Raw genomic sequence first — 12,398 nt, forward strand, 5'->3', positions numbered from 1 at the left:
CATGACCCATACGGTTTCCGCCATGCCGGAGATCGACCGCACCTCGCGGCTCTACCCCTACGAACAGATAGCCGCCTGGATCACACACCGCATCCACAACGGCGACCTGCGACCGGGCATGCCCATCCCCAGCGAGACGACCCTCCAGCAGGAGTTCCCCGGCACCGCCAGAACCACCATCCGCCGCGCCGTCCGCCACCTCCGCGACCTGGGCCTCGTAGAGACACTGCCCCGCCGCGGCACCTACGTCCTCCCACCACAAGACCACCAATAGCCCGCACATACGGACGCCCCCGCCCAATTCCCCTGGGCGGGGGCGCCGCTTCTCTCAGGTGGCCGTCTTGCCTGCGCCGGAGCACGCCTCGCGGCTGCCGGGCTTCTGATGAGCCGGAGTCGACTCACCCGCCTCAGCAGACGTGCTCTGACCGCAGTCGGGGCAGTTGGCCATGGATCACACCTCCTCTCTCTGCTGGAACTCACCCCCCGAGAATGAACCGCCGGCCGGCGCGGTGTGCAGGAAGACACCGAATACGTCGGCGCCGGAATGCATGTGGACGGCGATGCCGCACGGACGCGGCCCCGGCTCCGGGCGGGTCGACTTCCGCGCGACCTCGCGGATCTCGGCGCTGCCACCGTTCGTGATCAGGGCGGCGAGGTGCTCCTCGACCAGCGTCAGCGGCGTGCGGCCGGACGACGGCAGCTCAGGCAGCGTCACGGGCGCGGGCGCTTCCCTGGTGACGGGCTCCTCCGGCTGCGACTGGTCCTCACCGCCGGACGCGGATGTGCGCACCCACTGCACGGCGACGTTCGCGCCGGTCCGCAGGGTGATGACGTGACCGCACGGCCGGTCGGCGATCCCGGCGTCGGCGAAGCTCTGCACCTGTGTGATGGCCGGGGACCCGGTGAGGATCTCCTGCACCCATGGCGCCCACCTGGGCAGTCTCATATGGCCTCCTGCTCTGCTGTCGCTCGTCTGCCGGGTCACGCTACCGGGGTCTCTCCCTCGTTGCCCTGGATGGTCCAGCCTCCTTCGCGGAGATGCTGGCACCAGGTGTCGAGGTCGCCGGCGCGCGCGAAGCCCCGCCCGGTCGGCTTGCCGTCCACGGTGTACTCGATGACGAACTCGGCGTCCACACCCACATCGGCGCCACGCCGTATCCTCGCGACCCTGGCAGGCTGATCGATCTCCACGGGTTCTCCTTGAGGTATCGATAGAGGTCAAGCAGCTAGAAGGCCACCGAGCACATACACCGGTGACGCCTCCAGCTCCTGCCGGTGGCCGGCGTAGAGCTCGGTCTGGCGGATGTCGGCGTGCCCGAGCTGGCGTTGGATCCGCTGCATCGGAATCCCCGCCTCATCGAGGAGCGTGGCCGCAGTGTGGCGGAGCACGTGCGGATGCATGCGCTCGACTACCTCGGCGGGCAGGCCCGCTTCGCGGGCGAGGCGTCGGACGAGCTTGCGGACGTACCCACGATCGAGCGGCTGGGGTGTGCCGTCCTTCTTGCACCCGGACGTCGCCAGCAGCGGCCCGGCCGCCCGGCCCTGCAGGTAGGTCTCCAGCGCTTGGGCCGTGCGGATAGTCAGAACGGTGGTCGCCTCGATGCCGCCCTTGCGGACGATCGTCAAAGTCCGGTGCCCGGAATCCAACGCGAGATCGGTGACCTCGGCCGCGCACAGCTCCGAGACCCGCATGCCGGTCTCCAGAAGCAGCCGGATGACGAGGCTCGGCCGGATGTCCGGCAGGCTGTCCGCGTAGTCGACGAGCTGCCGGGCCTGGGCAAGGGTGAGCGCGATGGAGCCGGGGGTACTGGATGCTTTCGGCCGGCGTGCGTGCGCGGCCGGGTTGTAGTCGAGGCCGCCCTCGGCGACCCAGTAGCGGTAGAAGCTGGAGACCGCGGCGAGGCGGCGTCGCACGGTCCGGACGGCGGGGGGCGGGTCGGTGTCTTGGAGTTCAGAGCGGTACGCGTCGACGTCGCCGCGGCGAGCATCCGCGGGGTCTACGCCGTAGAGGTCGCACCAGTCGAGCCAGCGGCGAATGTCGGTCCGGTATGCGTTGCGGGTGTGGGGTGAGTCGTAGGCGCGGAGCCAGGTGTCGACGGCCGCGGCGCGGCCGGGCCAACGAAGGTTGGGGGAGATGGTTGCCGGTGCAACGGTGAGCCGTGCGCCGTTGGACCGAACGCCGCTCGGTCGCGGCATCCCGTCCAAGATCGCGACTTCCCCCATAACCGGAGTTATGCGGTCTCCGTAATGATCTTCGGTCATTGCCGGTTCTTTCGGTCGAGATAGTCCGCCATAGCCCGCAGTCGAGACGGGTCGTCTCCCGCTAGCCCGACTGCTGGGTTACAGCTCCGGCACAGCCATCCACGAAACGCTCCAGTCTCGTGATCGTGATCAAGGTGAAGCCCGTGGTTCGGTGGCTCGACGCCACATATCTCGCAGGCGCCATCGTCCGGGTACTGCGTCGCGGCTACCGCCGGGTCCAGCCCGAGGCGATGAATCCTCGTGGTGACGCGGCGGCAGACGTGACAGTCCGAGGCGAGACCGCTCCTGCGGCGTCTGTCCGGCGGGAACATGTCTAGCGGCCGGATGGTCTTGCACTTCGAGCACCGTTTGGCGGCAAGCTGAGGTGATCTCTGATCTTGTTCGGTCATGACACCGCCTCCAGAACCCCATTCGGGTCCTCGCGGTCCACCGAACCCGGCTCGGGCCACGGCACCGGCGCCGTCCGATCCACACCACCACCACCCGCGGCCGCAGCCGCCGACCGCGCCAACTCCACGCCGCGCCCGGTCAGCCGGAAGTACCGCCGCGGCGAACCCGGCGCCGGCGCACGCTCACCCCGATCCTCCAGACGCGACGCCACGAAACCGCGCGCCTCCAACCGCGCCAGCATCTGATACACCGTCCCCTCCGCCAGCCCGGTCACCAGAGACATCTCCCGCCCGAACCACTCCCGCCCCTCATCGACGAGCGCCTGCCGAAGGACGAGCTGCAGCTGTGGAGTCATCCGCTCCCGGAACCGCGCTCTCCCCACATGGCCCGCCACGGTCAGCCCCTCCCGGCGATGATCGTCGCCGTGATCGCCAGGAGCCCCACATGCCACGCCTGGTCGAGCGCGTTCGGGCCTGACCCGGGGCCGTGCGGGTCGAGCCACGTCTCCCGCTGCACCGCGAACTTGTCGTAGAAGTCCCGTTTCCCGCAGGCGTAGGCCAGGCGCTGCGCGATCGGCCGCCGGTCGAGGACGTAGTGCGTGGCCGCGTTGAACGCCAACCCGGCCACCACTCTGCGCGGGTCGAGTCGCTCGCCCGCCGCGGCGGAGACGCCGGCGAGCGCGATGACCTGGACGGCGCTGAGCTCGGCGACGTGCCGGGCGCACGCCACCTGGGCGGCTCGCCCATGCCCGGCCTTGGCCTGCGCGTCGTCCCCTGACTGGACGACGTGGTCGGCGAAGGTGTGGGCGGAGTTCAGAGCAGCGTAGATGCCGCCGATCCGTCCGAGGCTCATGACCGCCCGCCCTGGTTGCGCTGCACGCGGGCGTAGAGGTCGGCGAGCTTCTCTTGCGGATCGAGCCGCGCCTCCAGCTTGGCGAGGATGCCGCTCATCGCAGAGTGCACCAGGTCGCCAGCGACCATGCCCGCGGCGGAGTGCTTGCCGGATCCGGTGGTCGGATGGATCTGAGCCTGGTCGGTGAAGAGAGTGGTGTAGGCGCTCATCGGTGGGGCTCCTCGTGTGCGGGCCCGCGGCCGCGGGCGGGTGTGGGCGCGGGCGCCTCATGCGCATGCGCGTGCGTGCACGGCTGCGCGTGGGTGATGACGCACCCGCGTGGATGATCTTGTGTGCGGGTGAGTGCGCACCCGGACGCAGGCGAGCACGCGGGCGCCCCCGCGCGGGCGTCACGCACCCCCGTCACGGGCCCGTCATGCACCGTCACGCAGCCGTCAAGCGGGGCCGTCACGGGCACCGTCAAGCAGCCGTCACGGGCCGCTGACCTGTAACTCCCTCCCCCAGCCCCCGCCCCCGTGACAACCAGACCGTCAAGCAGCCTCTCGGCGCGGGCGCTCACGCGGGCACCCCGCCGAGCGGCGCCAGGTCCCTGATCCGGAACACCGTCGACTTCCCAGAGTTGTCCTTCTCCAGCACCCCTTCATCGGCCAGCCGAGACAGCACGTTGTGCGCCCACGTCCGCGACGTGTTCCCCGTCCGATCCCGGATCACCCGAAGCTCATCATCAGAGGAAGTGAACGACAGCTCACCGAGCGAATGCCGGTGCAGGATCCAGTCCTCCACCAACCTGCGCGACGCCTCCGGCGACATCCGCGCCACCTTGGCCGGCGGCGTCTCGATGGCGTTCTCCTCCTCGGTCGGCTCACGGATCTCGTCATACGGCCCGGCTGTCACCTCCGGATCCGGATCCGGCGTGGTCACGTACGCGGCGACCGGATCGCCGTCCCGCCGCAGGTCCTCCAACGCCTCGGCAGCCTCATCAGAGGCGATGAGGACCTCACGCAGTCCGCCGTCCTGGGCGGGGCCGATGATGCCCTTGCGTTCCAGGACCTCCATCACCCGCAGGCAGTCCTTATGGGAGAGGCGGAGCTTGCGCTGCAGCATCTGCGTGGACGCGCCCTGGGTGGCGATGACCAGCTCAGCCGCGAAGCCGAGCGCATCCGCCAGGTCTGCGGGGACATCACCGGCCTGCGCGTTCTCCTGCACGGCGGGTGCTGCGGGGGTGGATGCGGCGGGCATCGGAATCGCCTGTCCCCCGGAGGGCAGCGCAGCCGACCCGCCCGGGCCCGCGATCCGCTGCGTGAACTCGTCCCCGCGCCGGGCCGTCGCCGGGAACTGCGCAGCATGCGCGGCCATCACCGCGGCGGCCTGGCTCTTCGGCCCCCAGTCGTAGGTGCGCAGCGGCACCGCGATGTGGGTGTCGGGGACACCGGGCGCGTCCAGGAACGCCTTCCCCTGATGCTCGGACCGGCCCGCGCCCCACAGAGCCGGGTCCACGTCCAATGCCTGCTGCTTGGCCGACAGGCCGTAGCTGGTGTCGTCGTCGGCGTTCAGCCCGAAGCACATGTACGACAGCTGGGATCGCACGACGGTGGACATCTCGGAGAAGATGCTCTTCTGCAGGCTGACGGCCAGGCGGCCGCCCGCGCTGCGGATCTCCTTGGCGATCTCCTCCAACTGCTCAACGCTGGTATCGCTGAGCTGCCGGAACGCCTTCGCCGCCTCCTCCATGTAGAAGACCCAGTACGCGAGACCGCAGCCTTCCTCCCAGTCGGTGTAGCCACGCGCAGTGAGCCAGTTCGTCCGCTCCGACAACGACGAGTAGACGTCCTCGATCAGCTTGGACGCCCCGGCCTTGGTGGTCTCCAGCCGGTGCAGGGCCGGCCGGAGAGGCCCGAGGGTCTGGTCTCCCTTGGAGATGTCCATTGCGAACACCGCCACATCGGACCTGGTGATGGCCTCACCGAGATAGTTCCAGCCGCCACCGATCGACTTGCCCGACCCGGATGCGCCCATGATCTGCAGGTTCGCGCCCGTGGCCAGCAGTTCGACCGGCTCCGCGTCCTGGAAGATCCCGAGCCGCAGCGGCTGAGCGATGCTCTCGCCCGCCCGCGACGGACCCGGCCACGGGATCGACTTGTTCATCACCCGCGGGTCGGCGATGGTGAAGTGCGCCCGGCCGGCGTTGTCCTCGTTCTTCGCGATGTTGATCGAGCCAGGCGGAACCTCGGACGCCGCCTCCAGCACGTCCACCTTCTTCTGCACGTCAGCGACGGTCTTCCCGTCCGGGACGGTCAGTTCACCGGTCGCCTTCGCCGCGGTGATCTCCTTCGTGCGGAGCTTCGCACCCTCGATCCCGGCCTTGGCCTTCGCCCCCTCGAACAGGGCCTTGAGCGGGTCGACCTGCGCGGACTCGGACGCGGTCTGCCGGATGACGGCGCGGAAGTTCCAGGCCAGCGACAACGTCGCCCCACCGAACGCCCACGCCGTGAACGTCACCGGCGCCGTGACGCCGGTGATGTTCGCGACCACGAACCACAGCCCCGCACCCCCCGTCGTCAACGTCGAGTGCGCGCGTCCGAGCATCCCCCGCTGGTGCGAGATCACCCAGGTCAGCGCAGTCAGGGCCGCGGTGCAGAGGGTCCCGGCCATCGTCGTCCACGTCACCGCCGGCGGGGCGCCCCACACGTGATGTGCGATCGCACCCACGATGAGCAGCAGCAGCATGAGGATCCACGGCGGCAGCAGCACCGCGATCCGGGAGACACCGGCGACGACGAGCCGCTCCATCCCCTCCTGCTGCGCGACCTCCAGGGTCTGCTTGCGCGCCATCAGAGATCCACCTCCCCGGACCAGCGCTTCTTGTCCTTACGGTCCGCGTCGGTCTCGATGAACTCGCGGCGATACTGCGCGTTGAACTTCACCATCTCCGCAGACACCGCAAGCGCCGCCTCCTTGGCCTTACGGAACTGCCTGGTCACACGGCGGGCCCGCACACGCACGGCCACCCCACCCGGCGACAGCATCGGATGGTTCCGGAGCTTCAGCATGTTGCGCCGTGCCCGCTCCGCCGCGTCGTCCAGCTCGGCCGCGAAGTCGTGCGCCAGCCGCTGCGAGTCCTTGGAGTAGGCGGCGACGTTCTTGCCGACCTTCCCCCGGAAGTCGGTGTCGCCGAGCTTGTCGATCCGCGCCTTCCCCGTCCCGCTCATCGCGACGCCTCCGGGAAGTGCCGCAGGTAGACGCGGTGGAGCTTGCCGCCCTGGTCACCCATGGCGTGCGCCATCTCCTGCGCGCGCACCAGCCGCCTGGCCACCTTCCGCGCCCGGACCTTGGTGTCGATCCCGAGCGCCCACCAGCGGCCGTCCAGGCTGGACATGGCCGCCTCGGCGTCCCCTGCGGCCGCCTCGAACTCGAACGCCCACCGCAGAGACAGGCCGCGGAGGCGCTCGCCGTACTCGTGCATCGCCTCACCGATGCTGCCGTCGAACTGGATGTCGTTCAGTTCACTGATGGTGCGTCGTCCCACGTCAGAGCACCTCCTCGTTCTCGTCTTCGATGACTTCGGCGTCGAACACGCCCATGGCCCCGGCCCGGTACTCGTCGGCGATCGCGCCCCACCAGCGGCGGAGCCGAGGGGTGAGGGCCGGCAGACCGAGCAGCGCCGTGGCCACCTCGTCCAGCGCGGTGAGTAGGAGCACCGCCACCGCCAGCAGGCCACGGAACGCGGAGCGGACCCGGGACCAGTACGCCCGATCAGGGTCGTAGACCAGCGGGGTCTTGCAGTAGCAGGTCACCGCCGCCTCCACACGATCGGGGAACGCAGCCGCGGCGTCCGCATGGTCGTCCCGAGGTAGAACCCGACCCCGATCAGACCGGCGATCGCGGCGAGGACGGTGGGCGCGGTGGCCACGCGCAGCAGGATGTAGATGCCGCCGCCCGTGATCCCGGCGAGCATCAGGTGGTCGAAGAGCTTGTAGCGGCGCCGACCGGTCCGGCGGGTCCGGGAGCGTCTGCGGATGCGACCCATCAGGACTCACCGCCCCCCACGCGGACGGCCACCGGGTGCCCGTTCAGTCCGGCATCCGGTCCGGCAGGTCCGGGAGCCCCGATCAGGGGACCGGCCGTCTCGGCGGCCGCGGGCACCACGCCGGGTGCGGAGTCCGGAGTCTGGTCCGGCCGGACCGGCCCGGACTGGAACGCGGACCGGATCGCCTTCGCGGTCGCATCCGCACGAGGCTTCGCGATCTTGAGGCGGGTCCGCATCTCCTCGTTCGTAATGTGCGTCCCAGCCTGCTCGAACTCCCGCCGGGCGATCGCGATCGCGGACGCGAAAACCTCCGCCGGAACACCGTCGGGTCTGATCGAGTCCTGCCGGACCCAGATCGCATCCCACCTGTCGCGGACGATCTTGTCCGGGTCCGGGGTCGTGTCCGGCCCGGTCTCCTCCGCCACCGCCTGGACCGGGACCGGCGCGGGGTCGAGCGTGGCGAGCATCTCCTGGACCCACGCCTGGACCGACTCCTGAGCGTCCAGACTGTGCAGGACCGTCACCGGCAACTGGCCCGTCGCCAGCAGGTGCGTGAGCGTCAGCGGCACGAGCCGCCGGGTCCGCCACCAGGACCGCCGGCCGTAGTGCGCGGCCAACACGGTCCGGGCGTGCAGGATCGCGGACTCCCGGGTGAGCGCGTCGGAGTAGGAGGTGATCTCCCACAGCACCATCCGCCGCCACAGCCGCGCGGTGCGGACCGGGGACAGCAGCCACCGCGACAGCCGGATCTTGTCCATCCGCGCCGGGTCGTCACGCAGATGCCGCGCCGCCTCGATGATGAGGATCGCTAGCGCGGGCATGACCGCGTGCAGCGCCCGGTCCTTCCAGTCGCCGTCGGCGACGGCACCGTTGGCCGCCACCGTGCCGAGCGCGAGCGCCCACGCCGCCGAGCGCAGGAACACCGACGCACGCAGCCAGTCCAATATGAGCAGCGCCGGGATACCGAGGTCCAGGCCGATCGGCAGCGCCGGCCCCCACGCCCAGTCTTGGGCGGACGCGTAGCTGGAGAGGTTGTCGTAGGAGGAGATGTAGCCCACCGCGGCCACAGCGAACCCGAGAGCGAGAGCGAGAGCATAGGCGGCCGTCCGGCCACGATCAGCGCGGATCGTCATGCCGCCGCCTCCTGACGCCGCCGCCGCCGGAGGCTGCGGCGCTCACGGGCGGTCAGGCCCCCGCGGACACCCGACCTCTCACCCCGGTCGAGGGAGTCCTGGAGGCAGTCGGCGCGGACCTCGCAGCGGCGACAGATCTTCTTGGCCGGCTCGGACGACTCACCCGACAACGGGAAGAACAGTTCCGGGTCGACCTCGGCGCACCGGGCGGACTCCCGCCACGTGCGGGACGACTTCACCAGGGTCAGGGGGATGGTCACCATGTCAGCCCCTCCAGCGGGGCGCGCAGCTCGCGGCGCCGCCTGGCGTGCAGGACGACCGTGTGCCGGCGCCCGAACTCCTCGTCGTCGAAATGGCTCGTCGCGTACCGCTCGTTGAGGAGCTCCAGGACGGCGTCGCGCTCGTCCCGGCCGATGAGGTCCCCGTCGTCGCCGGTGAGCGCGTGCTTGAGGCGCAGGCCGAGGGGCGGCCCGTACTCGGTCCGCTGCCGCGCTCTGGCCTGGGCGTCGGCCCGGCGCCTGCGGATGCCCCCGTGGATGAGGAGGTAGGTGGAGGCGGCGCCGGCGAGGGGGAGCAGCAGCGGCACGGTCACTTCGATCTTGATCGAGAACGCGAGTCCGGTGCTCACCAGGAGCAGACCGCTGAGGATGGTGACGGGGAACAGGTGCGGGTGACGGTAGGGCCACGGCGGGCGCGGCGGATCTTCTGTAACCGTCGAGTAGTCGTTACGGTTCATGAGCCGGATGCCTCCTTGCAGGTGTCCGGTAGCAGGACCCCCGGCCAGGCGTGTCCGCGCCTGGCCGGGGTGGTGGGTTAGAGGAGCCGGACGGCGACCTTCGCCGCCGCCTGGAGCTCGCTCTCGTCGGAGCCGACGTCGTACGGCTCGTACATGTGCCGCGGCAGCCCGTCCGGGAGCCGCCGCCCGTCCCACCAGTTCGGCTCCGCGGGGCGAAGCTCGGCGATATCGCGGCTGGCGGAGCGCACGATGTAGGCGCCCGTCTCGTCCAGGTAGAGGCCGTACTCGTTCACGGCCCGGCCTGGTCTGCGGGCGGGATGGTGGGCTGCGGCACCGGGTCGGGGTCGTCGACGTCGGCTTCCCAGCCGGGCGGCCCCGCGACGAGGAGCCGCGTGTACGCGCGGCCGCGGACGTCCGGGTCGCGGGACGCGAGGCCGTTCATCGCGATGGTCCAGGTGTCTCGACTGATCGTGGTGTATTCGTATTCGCCGGCCATCAGGGGTTCTCCGGCTCGTAGGGGTGGGGTGGTGGTTGCGTGACCGGGACGAGGGGGTCCTGGCGTCCCGGCCACGCAACCGCGTTCGGGCACCGCGGGGGTCGAGGTGTGGCGGTGCCCGAGCTCGGGGGTTCGTCTCTCGTGGGGCCGCCGCGCACCACTCCCGGCCGTGCTATGCGGTGCGCGACGACTCCACGAGAGACGAACGCCACGCGGTCAGAACCCGGCGGGGTGCGGTGCGGCCGCGAGCTTCGCCGACTTCCGCAACTCCTCCTGGATTTTGGCGACCAGGTCGTGCGGGTCGTCGGCGTCGACGGTGCGCGCGAGCCCGGCGTCGATCTCGACGCCGGTCAGCGACGCGCCGCGGGTGGCGTAGAGGCCGCCGTTGCCACCGTCGGACGCCCACACCTTCCAGCCGGTGAGGTCCTTGATGACGGTCTGGAGGTTGGCGATGTACTGCTGCGCTGGGCCGTCGCTGGCGGGTGGCGCATCCTGGCCATCCACCTGGTTTTGCGTCATGGCGCGCTCGCTTACTGTCACAATCCCGTGAGCCGGGACTGAGACCTGTGGGGACTAGGTACTCCCCAAGCATGCACCAGACGATGCACAATCACCATAGGCGAATCGACTTAGGCGAATCGCAACCGTCCGATAGGTGCTCGAATGTCCGCATCGCTCAGCCCCACCGGCACGGCAGATACGATCACCGCACCACCAGAGCACGACATCACGCAGCACACCGAGCAGGACGAGGACGACCCGATGGCCGAAGACAGGCGCTCACCCACCGCCCGCAGGCGCCGCCTCTCCGCCGAACTGGAGACCCTCATCAAGGGCGCCGGGCTCGACGCCGTCAAGGTCGACGAGTCGCTCCACTGGACCCGCGGCAAGACAGCCAAGATGCTCCGCGGCGCATGGAGACTCCCCAGCCTGCGGGACATCCGAGACATCCTCGACCTACTCAAGATCGCCGACGGCGACCCGCACCGCGACTACCTGCTCACCCTCGCCCGCCAAGGCCGCGAGAAGGATTGGTGGCACGACTACCAGTCCATGCTGTCCGACACGTTCACCACCTACCTCGGCCTAGAGACCGAGGCCCAGACCATCTACACCTTCGAGCAGGGTGTCTTCCACGGCCTCACCCAGACAGCCGACTACGCACGCGCCATCATGCGCAACGGGCCAACCGAACTCGACGATGACGCGATAGAAGAACGTGTCCACGTGCGTTTGGAACGGCAGAAGCTCCTCACCGAAGGCAAGGACCCGCTCCGGCTCTGGACGATCATCGACGAGGCTGTGCTCCGCCGGGTCCCCATCGATGACGTCAACCCGGACGGTGAGCTCATCAAGAGCGGAGCCCAGATCATGAGGGAGCAACTTCAGCGGATCCGGGAACTCGCTGGCCTAGCGAGGGTGACAGTCCAGGTCGTTCCCTTCACAGCGGGGCTTCACGCTGGCATGTCAGGCCCCTTCACGATCCTGGAGTACGCCGAGACCGCGAGCGACGTGGCTTACACCGAGAACCTGGCCGGACAGTTGATGCTCCAGAAGACGGAGGATCTCAAGAAGTTCCGGAATGCGCACGAGAAGCTGAAGGGGGTGGCGCTCGACCCGAGGACTAGCCTGGCATTCATTGCCGAAGTAGCGGCAGACCTGACCTGACCACCCACTATCCGAGAGCGAAGTACCAAATGGACAAGCAGCTTCCCCCTGCCCGTTGGCGCAAGAGCAGCCGATCGTCTGACCAGCAGGCGTGCGTCGAGGTCGCCGACCTGCAGTCGACCGTCGGTGTCCGTGACTCCAAGGACCCGGCCGGCCCGGTCCTGACCTTCGGTCGCGCCGCGGTCGCCGACCTGGCCGCCCGTATCCGCAAGGGCGAGCTCGAACTCTGACCCTGACCAACACGAAGGCCCCGGCAGCGTGCGCTGCCGGGGCCTTCGCATCGAGAGTGCGGAAGTACCAAGTCCCGCTCCGTCAGGATACCTGCCGGTTTGATCAGAGAAGCGTCTCCTGGACGGCCGCCGCCGGCGGCACGTACCCGATCATCGGGGCGCACCGTTCCCGGCACGCGCACACGAGCCGGCCGGTCGAGGCGGAGCGTCCGACCACCACCACCTCGGGCGCCGGCTGGTGGTCGGGCGGGATGAACGAGGCGTGGCAGACGACGCAGGCGCGGCCGTACGCCTCGGCCGTCCGGAGGTCGGGGAACACAGCGGCCGGGACCGACTCGTCCGCCGGGGTAGAGGTGGTGGTCTGGTGACCGGGAACCATGACGCCTCCAGAGAGTGACCGGAGACGGGCCTGAGTCACAGCGTCGGATTCCGCGTATGTAGCTTCGCTGAATCCTGCGGAAACCCTGGTCGCATGTTGCTTGAGCAGCGAGTATTAGAAGTCCGATGCTCTGTCCAGCTGAGCTACGGGCGCTCGGCGCCCGGCGGGACGCCGGGACACAGTGTAAGGGTGCCGGTCCTCCAGCTCCACATCTATAACGCCGCT

At 69.6% G+C, this 12,398-nt stretch carries 22 protein-coding genes; 3 read left to right on the forward strand and 19 right to left on the reverse strand.

Annotation, left to right across the window (positions count from 1 at the left end; translation table 11 throughout):
• Nucleotides 1–22 precede the first annotated feature (22 nt).
• Nucleotides 23–274, forward strand: coding sequence for a winged helix-turn-helix domain-containing protein (locus tag ACA511_RS12885; protein WP_375024396.1), 252 nt, complete (start codon nucleotides 23–25; stop codon nucleotides 272–274).
• A gap of 177 nt (nucleotides 275–451) precedes the next feature.
• On the opposite strand, the gene ACA511_RS12890 is transcribed toward ACA511_RS12885, so the two are convergent.
• From ACA511_RS12890 to ACA511_RS12975, 18 genes are all read right to left on the reverse strand, one after another.
• On the reverse strand, nucleotides 452–946 hold the full coding sequence (locus ACA511_RS12890; RefSeq protein ID WP_375024397.1) for a hypothetical protein: 495 nt from the start codon (nucleotides 944–946) through the stop codon (nucleotides 452–454).
• Nucleotides 947–981: 35 nt separating this feature from the next.
• Nucleotides 982–1,191, reverse strand: a complete 210-nt coding sequence (locus tag ACA511_RS12895) for a hypothetical protein (protein ID WP_375024398.1) — start codon at nucleotides 1,189–1,191, stop codon at nucleotides 982–984.
• Between the two features lie 27 nt (nucleotides 1,192–1,218).
• Complete coding sequence (locus ACA511_RS12900; protein WP_375024399.1) at nucleotides 1,219–2,262, reverse strand: tyrosine-type recombinase/integrase; 1,044 nt, start codon at nucleotides 2,260–2,262, stop codon at nucleotides 1,219–1,221.
• Nucleotides 2,259–2,651: an endonuclease domain-containing protein gene (locus ACA511_RS12905; protein ID WP_375024401.1), complete on the reverse strand. Its 393-nt coding sequence runs from the start codon at nucleotides 2,649–2,651 to the stop codon at nucleotides 2,259–2,261. The genes ACA511_RS12900 and ACA511_RS12905 overlap by 4 nt, the downstream gene beginning before the upstream one ends.
• On the reverse strand, nucleotides 2,648–3,007 hold the full coding sequence (locus ACA511_RS12910; RefSeq protein ID WP_375024402.1) for a PadR family transcriptional regulator: 360 nt from the start codon (nucleotides 3,005–3,007) through the stop codon (nucleotides 2,648–2,650). Before ACA511_RS12910 ends, ACA511_RS12905 begins: the two co-directional genes overlap by 4 nt.
• Nucleotides 3,008–3,048: 41 nt before the next feature.
• A complete protein-coding gene (locus ACA511_RS12915; protein WP_375024404.1) occupies nucleotides 3,049–3,504 on the reverse strand; it encodes a transcriptional regulator in 456 nt (151 codons plus the stop codon).
• A complete protein-coding gene (locus tag ACA511_RS12920; protein WP_375024405.1) occupies nucleotides 3,501–3,713 on the reverse strand; it encodes a hypothetical protein in 213 nt (70 codons plus the stop codon). Before ACA511_RS12920 ends, ACA511_RS12915 begins: the two co-directional genes overlap by 4 nt.
• 346 nt (nucleotides 3,714–4,059) lie before the next feature.
• Nucleotides 4,060–6,336 (reverse strand): DNA translocase FtsK, encoded by a 2,277-nt coding sequence (locus tag ACA511_RS12925; RefSeq protein WP_375024406.1) that lies wholly within the window; start codon nucleotides 6,334–6,336, stop codon nucleotides 4,060–4,062.
• Nucleotides 6,336–6,713: a hypothetical protein gene (locus ACA511_RS12930; RefSeq protein ID WP_375024407.1), complete on the reverse strand. Its 378-nt coding sequence runs from the start codon at nucleotides 6,711–6,713 to the stop codon at nucleotides 6,336–6,338. The genes ACA511_RS12925 and ACA511_RS12930 overlap by 1 nt, the downstream gene beginning before the upstream one ends.
• Nucleotides 6,710–7,030 (reverse strand): hypothetical protein, encoded by a 321-nt coding sequence (locus tag ACA511_RS12935; RefSeq protein WP_375024408.1) that lies wholly within the window; start codon nucleotides 7,028–7,030, stop codon nucleotides 6,710–6,712. Before ACA511_RS12935 ends, ACA511_RS12930 begins: the two co-directional genes overlap by 4 nt.
• Before the next feature lies 1 nt (nucleotide 7,031).
• Nucleotides 7,032–7,298, reverse strand: a complete 267-nt coding sequence (locus ACA511_RS12940; protein ID WP_375024409.1) for a hypothetical protein — start codon at nucleotides 7,296–7,298, stop codon at nucleotides 7,032–7,034.
• Nucleotides 7,295–7,531 carry a hypothetical protein gene (locus ACA511_RS12945; RefSeq protein ID WP_375024410.1) on the reverse strand — a complete coding sequence of 79 codons (237 nt, stop codon included), beginning with the start codon at nucleotides 7,529–7,531 and terminating at the stop codon, nucleotides 7,295–7,297. The genes ACA511_RS12940 and ACA511_RS12945 overlap by 4 nt, the downstream gene beginning before the upstream one ends.
• A complete protein-coding gene (locus tag ACA511_RS12950; RefSeq protein ID WP_375024411.1) occupies nucleotides 7,531–8,664 on the reverse strand; it encodes a DUF2637 domain-containing protein in 1,134 nt (377 codons plus the stop codon). Before ACA511_RS12950 ends, ACA511_RS12945 begins: the two co-directional genes overlap by 1 nt.
• Nucleotides 8,661–8,927 (reverse strand): WhiB family transcriptional regulator, encoded by a 267-nt coding sequence (locus ACA511_RS12955; protein ID WP_375024412.1) that lies wholly within the window; start codon nucleotides 8,925–8,927, stop codon nucleotides 8,661–8,663. Before ACA511_RS12955 ends, ACA511_RS12950 begins: the two co-directional genes overlap by 4 nt.
• Entirely contained in the window at nucleotides 8,921–9,400 is a 480-nt protein-coding gene (locus ACA511_RS12960) for a DUF1707 domain-containing protein (protein ID WP_375024413.1), read from the reverse strand. Before ACA511_RS12960 ends, ACA511_RS12955 begins: the two co-directional genes overlap by 7 nt.
• A 77-nt stretch (nucleotides 9,401–9,477) precedes the next feature.
• Nucleotides 9,478–9,693, reverse strand: a complete 216-nt coding sequence (locus ACA511_RS12965) for a hypothetical protein (protein ID WP_375024414.1) — start codon at nucleotides 9,691–9,693, stop codon at nucleotides 9,478–9,480.
• Nucleotides 9,690–9,896 carry a hypothetical protein gene (locus ACA511_RS12970; RefSeq protein WP_375024415.1) on the reverse strand — a complete coding sequence of 69 codons (207 nt, stop codon included), beginning with the start codon at nucleotides 9,894–9,896 and terminating at the stop codon, nucleotides 9,690–9,692. The genes ACA511_RS12965 and ACA511_RS12970 overlap by 4 nt, the downstream gene beginning before the upstream one ends.
• A gap of 216 nt (nucleotides 9,897–10,112) precedes the next feature.
• Nucleotides 10,113–10,400 carry a hypothetical protein gene (locus ACA511_RS12975; protein ID WP_375024416.1) on the reverse strand — a complete coding sequence of 96 codons (288 nt, stop codon included), beginning with the start codon at nucleotides 10,398–10,400 and terminating at the stop codon, nucleotides 10,113–10,115.
• 159 nt (nucleotides 10,401–10,559) lie between these two features.
• Here ACA511_RS12975 and ACA511_RS12980 point away from each other — a divergent pair, with 159 nt between their 5' ends.
• Together ACA511_RS12980 and ACA511_RS12985 are read left to right on the forward strand one after the other, a co-directional pair.
• Entirely contained in the window at nucleotides 10,560–11,564 is a 1,005-nt protein-coding gene (locus ACA511_RS12980; RefSeq protein WP_375024417.1) for a DUF5753 domain-containing protein, read from the forward strand.
• A 29-nt stretch (nucleotides 11,565–11,593) separates the two neighbouring features.
• Complete coding sequence (locus ACA511_RS12985; RefSeq protein WP_375024418.1) at nucleotides 11,594–11,794, forward strand: DUF397 domain-containing protein; 201 nt, start codon at nucleotides 11,594–11,596, stop codon at nucleotides 11,792–11,794.
• Between the two features lie 103 nt (nucleotides 11,795–11,897).
• On the opposite strand, the gene ACA511_RS12990 is transcribed toward ACA511_RS12985, so the two are convergent.
• Nucleotides 11,898–12,173 (reverse strand): hypothetical protein, encoded by a 276-nt coding sequence (locus ACA511_RS12990; protein WP_375024419.1) that lies wholly within the window; start codon nucleotides 12,171–12,173, stop codon nucleotides 11,898–11,900.
• Nucleotides 12,174–12,398: the final 225 nt, after the last annotated feature.

The organism is Actinomadura sp. GTD37 (assembly GCF_041951365.1).
GTDB lineage: Bacteria > Actinomycetota > Actinomycetes > Streptosporangiales > Streptosporangiaceae > Spirillospora.

Excerpts from the sequence above, each read along its gene's own strand:
- ACA511_RS12885 (WP_375024396.1), top strand. The coding sequence starts at position 23 with ATGCCGGAGATCGACCGCACCTCGCGGCTCTACCCCTACGAACAGATA.
- ACA511_RS12890 (WP_375024397.1), bottom strand. The coding sequence starts at position 946 with ATGAGACTGCCCAGGTGGGCGCCATGGGTGCAGGAGATCCTCACCGGG.
- ACA511_RS12900 (WP_375024399.1), bottom strand. The coding sequence starts at position 2,262 with ATGACCGAAGATCATTACGGAGACCGCATAACTCCGGTTATGGGGGAA.
- ACA511_RS12905 (WP_375024401.1), bottom strand. The coding sequence starts at position 2,651 with ATGACCGAACAAGATCAGAGATCACCTCAGCTTGCCGCCAAACGGTGC.
- ACA511_RS12910 (WP_375024402.1), bottom strand. The coding sequence starts at position 3,007 with ATGACTCCACAGCTGCAGCTCGTCCTTCGGCAGGCGCTCGTCGATGAG.
- ACA511_RS12915 (WP_375024404.1), bottom strand. The coding sequence starts at position 3,504 with ATGAGCCTCGGACGGATCGGCGGCATCTACGCTGCTCTGAACTCCGCC.
- ACA511_RS12920 (WP_375024405.1), bottom strand. The coding sequence starts at position 3,713 with ATGAGCGCCTACACCACTCTCTTCACCGACCAGGCTCAGATCCATCCG.
- ACA511_RS12925 (WP_375024406.1), bottom strand. The coding sequence starts at position 6,336 with ATGGCGCGCAAGCAGACCCTGGAGGTCGCGCAGCAGGAGGGGATGGAG.
- ACA511_RS12930 (WP_375024407.1), bottom strand. The coding sequence starts at position 6,713 with ATGAGCGGGACGGGGAAGGCGCGGATCGACAAGCTCGGCGACACCGAC.
- ACA511_RS12945 (WP_375024410.1), bottom strand. The coding sequence starts at position 7,531 with ATGGGTCGCATCCGCAGACGCTCCCGGACCCGCCGGACCGGTCGGCGC.
- ACA511_RS12950 (WP_375024411.1), bottom strand. The coding sequence starts at position 8,664 with ATGACGATCCGCGCTGATCGTGGCCGGACGGCCGCCTATGCTCTCGCT.
- ACA511_RS12955 (WP_375024412.1), bottom strand. The coding sequence starts at position 8,927 with ATGGTGACCATCCCCCTGACCCTGGTGAAGTCGTCCCGCACGTGGCGG.
- ACA511_RS12960 (WP_375024413.1), bottom strand. The coding sequence starts at position 9,400 with ATGAACCGTAACGACTACTCGACGGTTACAGAAGATCCGCCGCGCCCG.
- ACA511_RS12970 (WP_375024415.1), bottom strand. The coding sequence starts at position 9,896 with ATGGCCGGCGAATACGAATACACCACGATCAGTCGAGACACCTGGACC.
- ACA511_RS12980 (WP_375024417.1), top strand. The coding sequence starts at position 10,560 with ATGTCCGCATCGCTCAGCCCCACCGGCACGGCAGATACGATCACCGCA.
- ACA511_RS12985 (WP_375024418.1), top strand. The coding sequence starts at position 11,594 with ATGGACAAGCAGCTTCCCCCTGCCCGTTGGCGCAAGAGCAGCCGATCG.
- ACA511_RS12990 (WP_375024419.1), bottom strand. The coding sequence starts at position 12,173 with ATGGTTCCCGGTCACCAGACCACCACCTCTACCCCGGCGGACGAGTCG.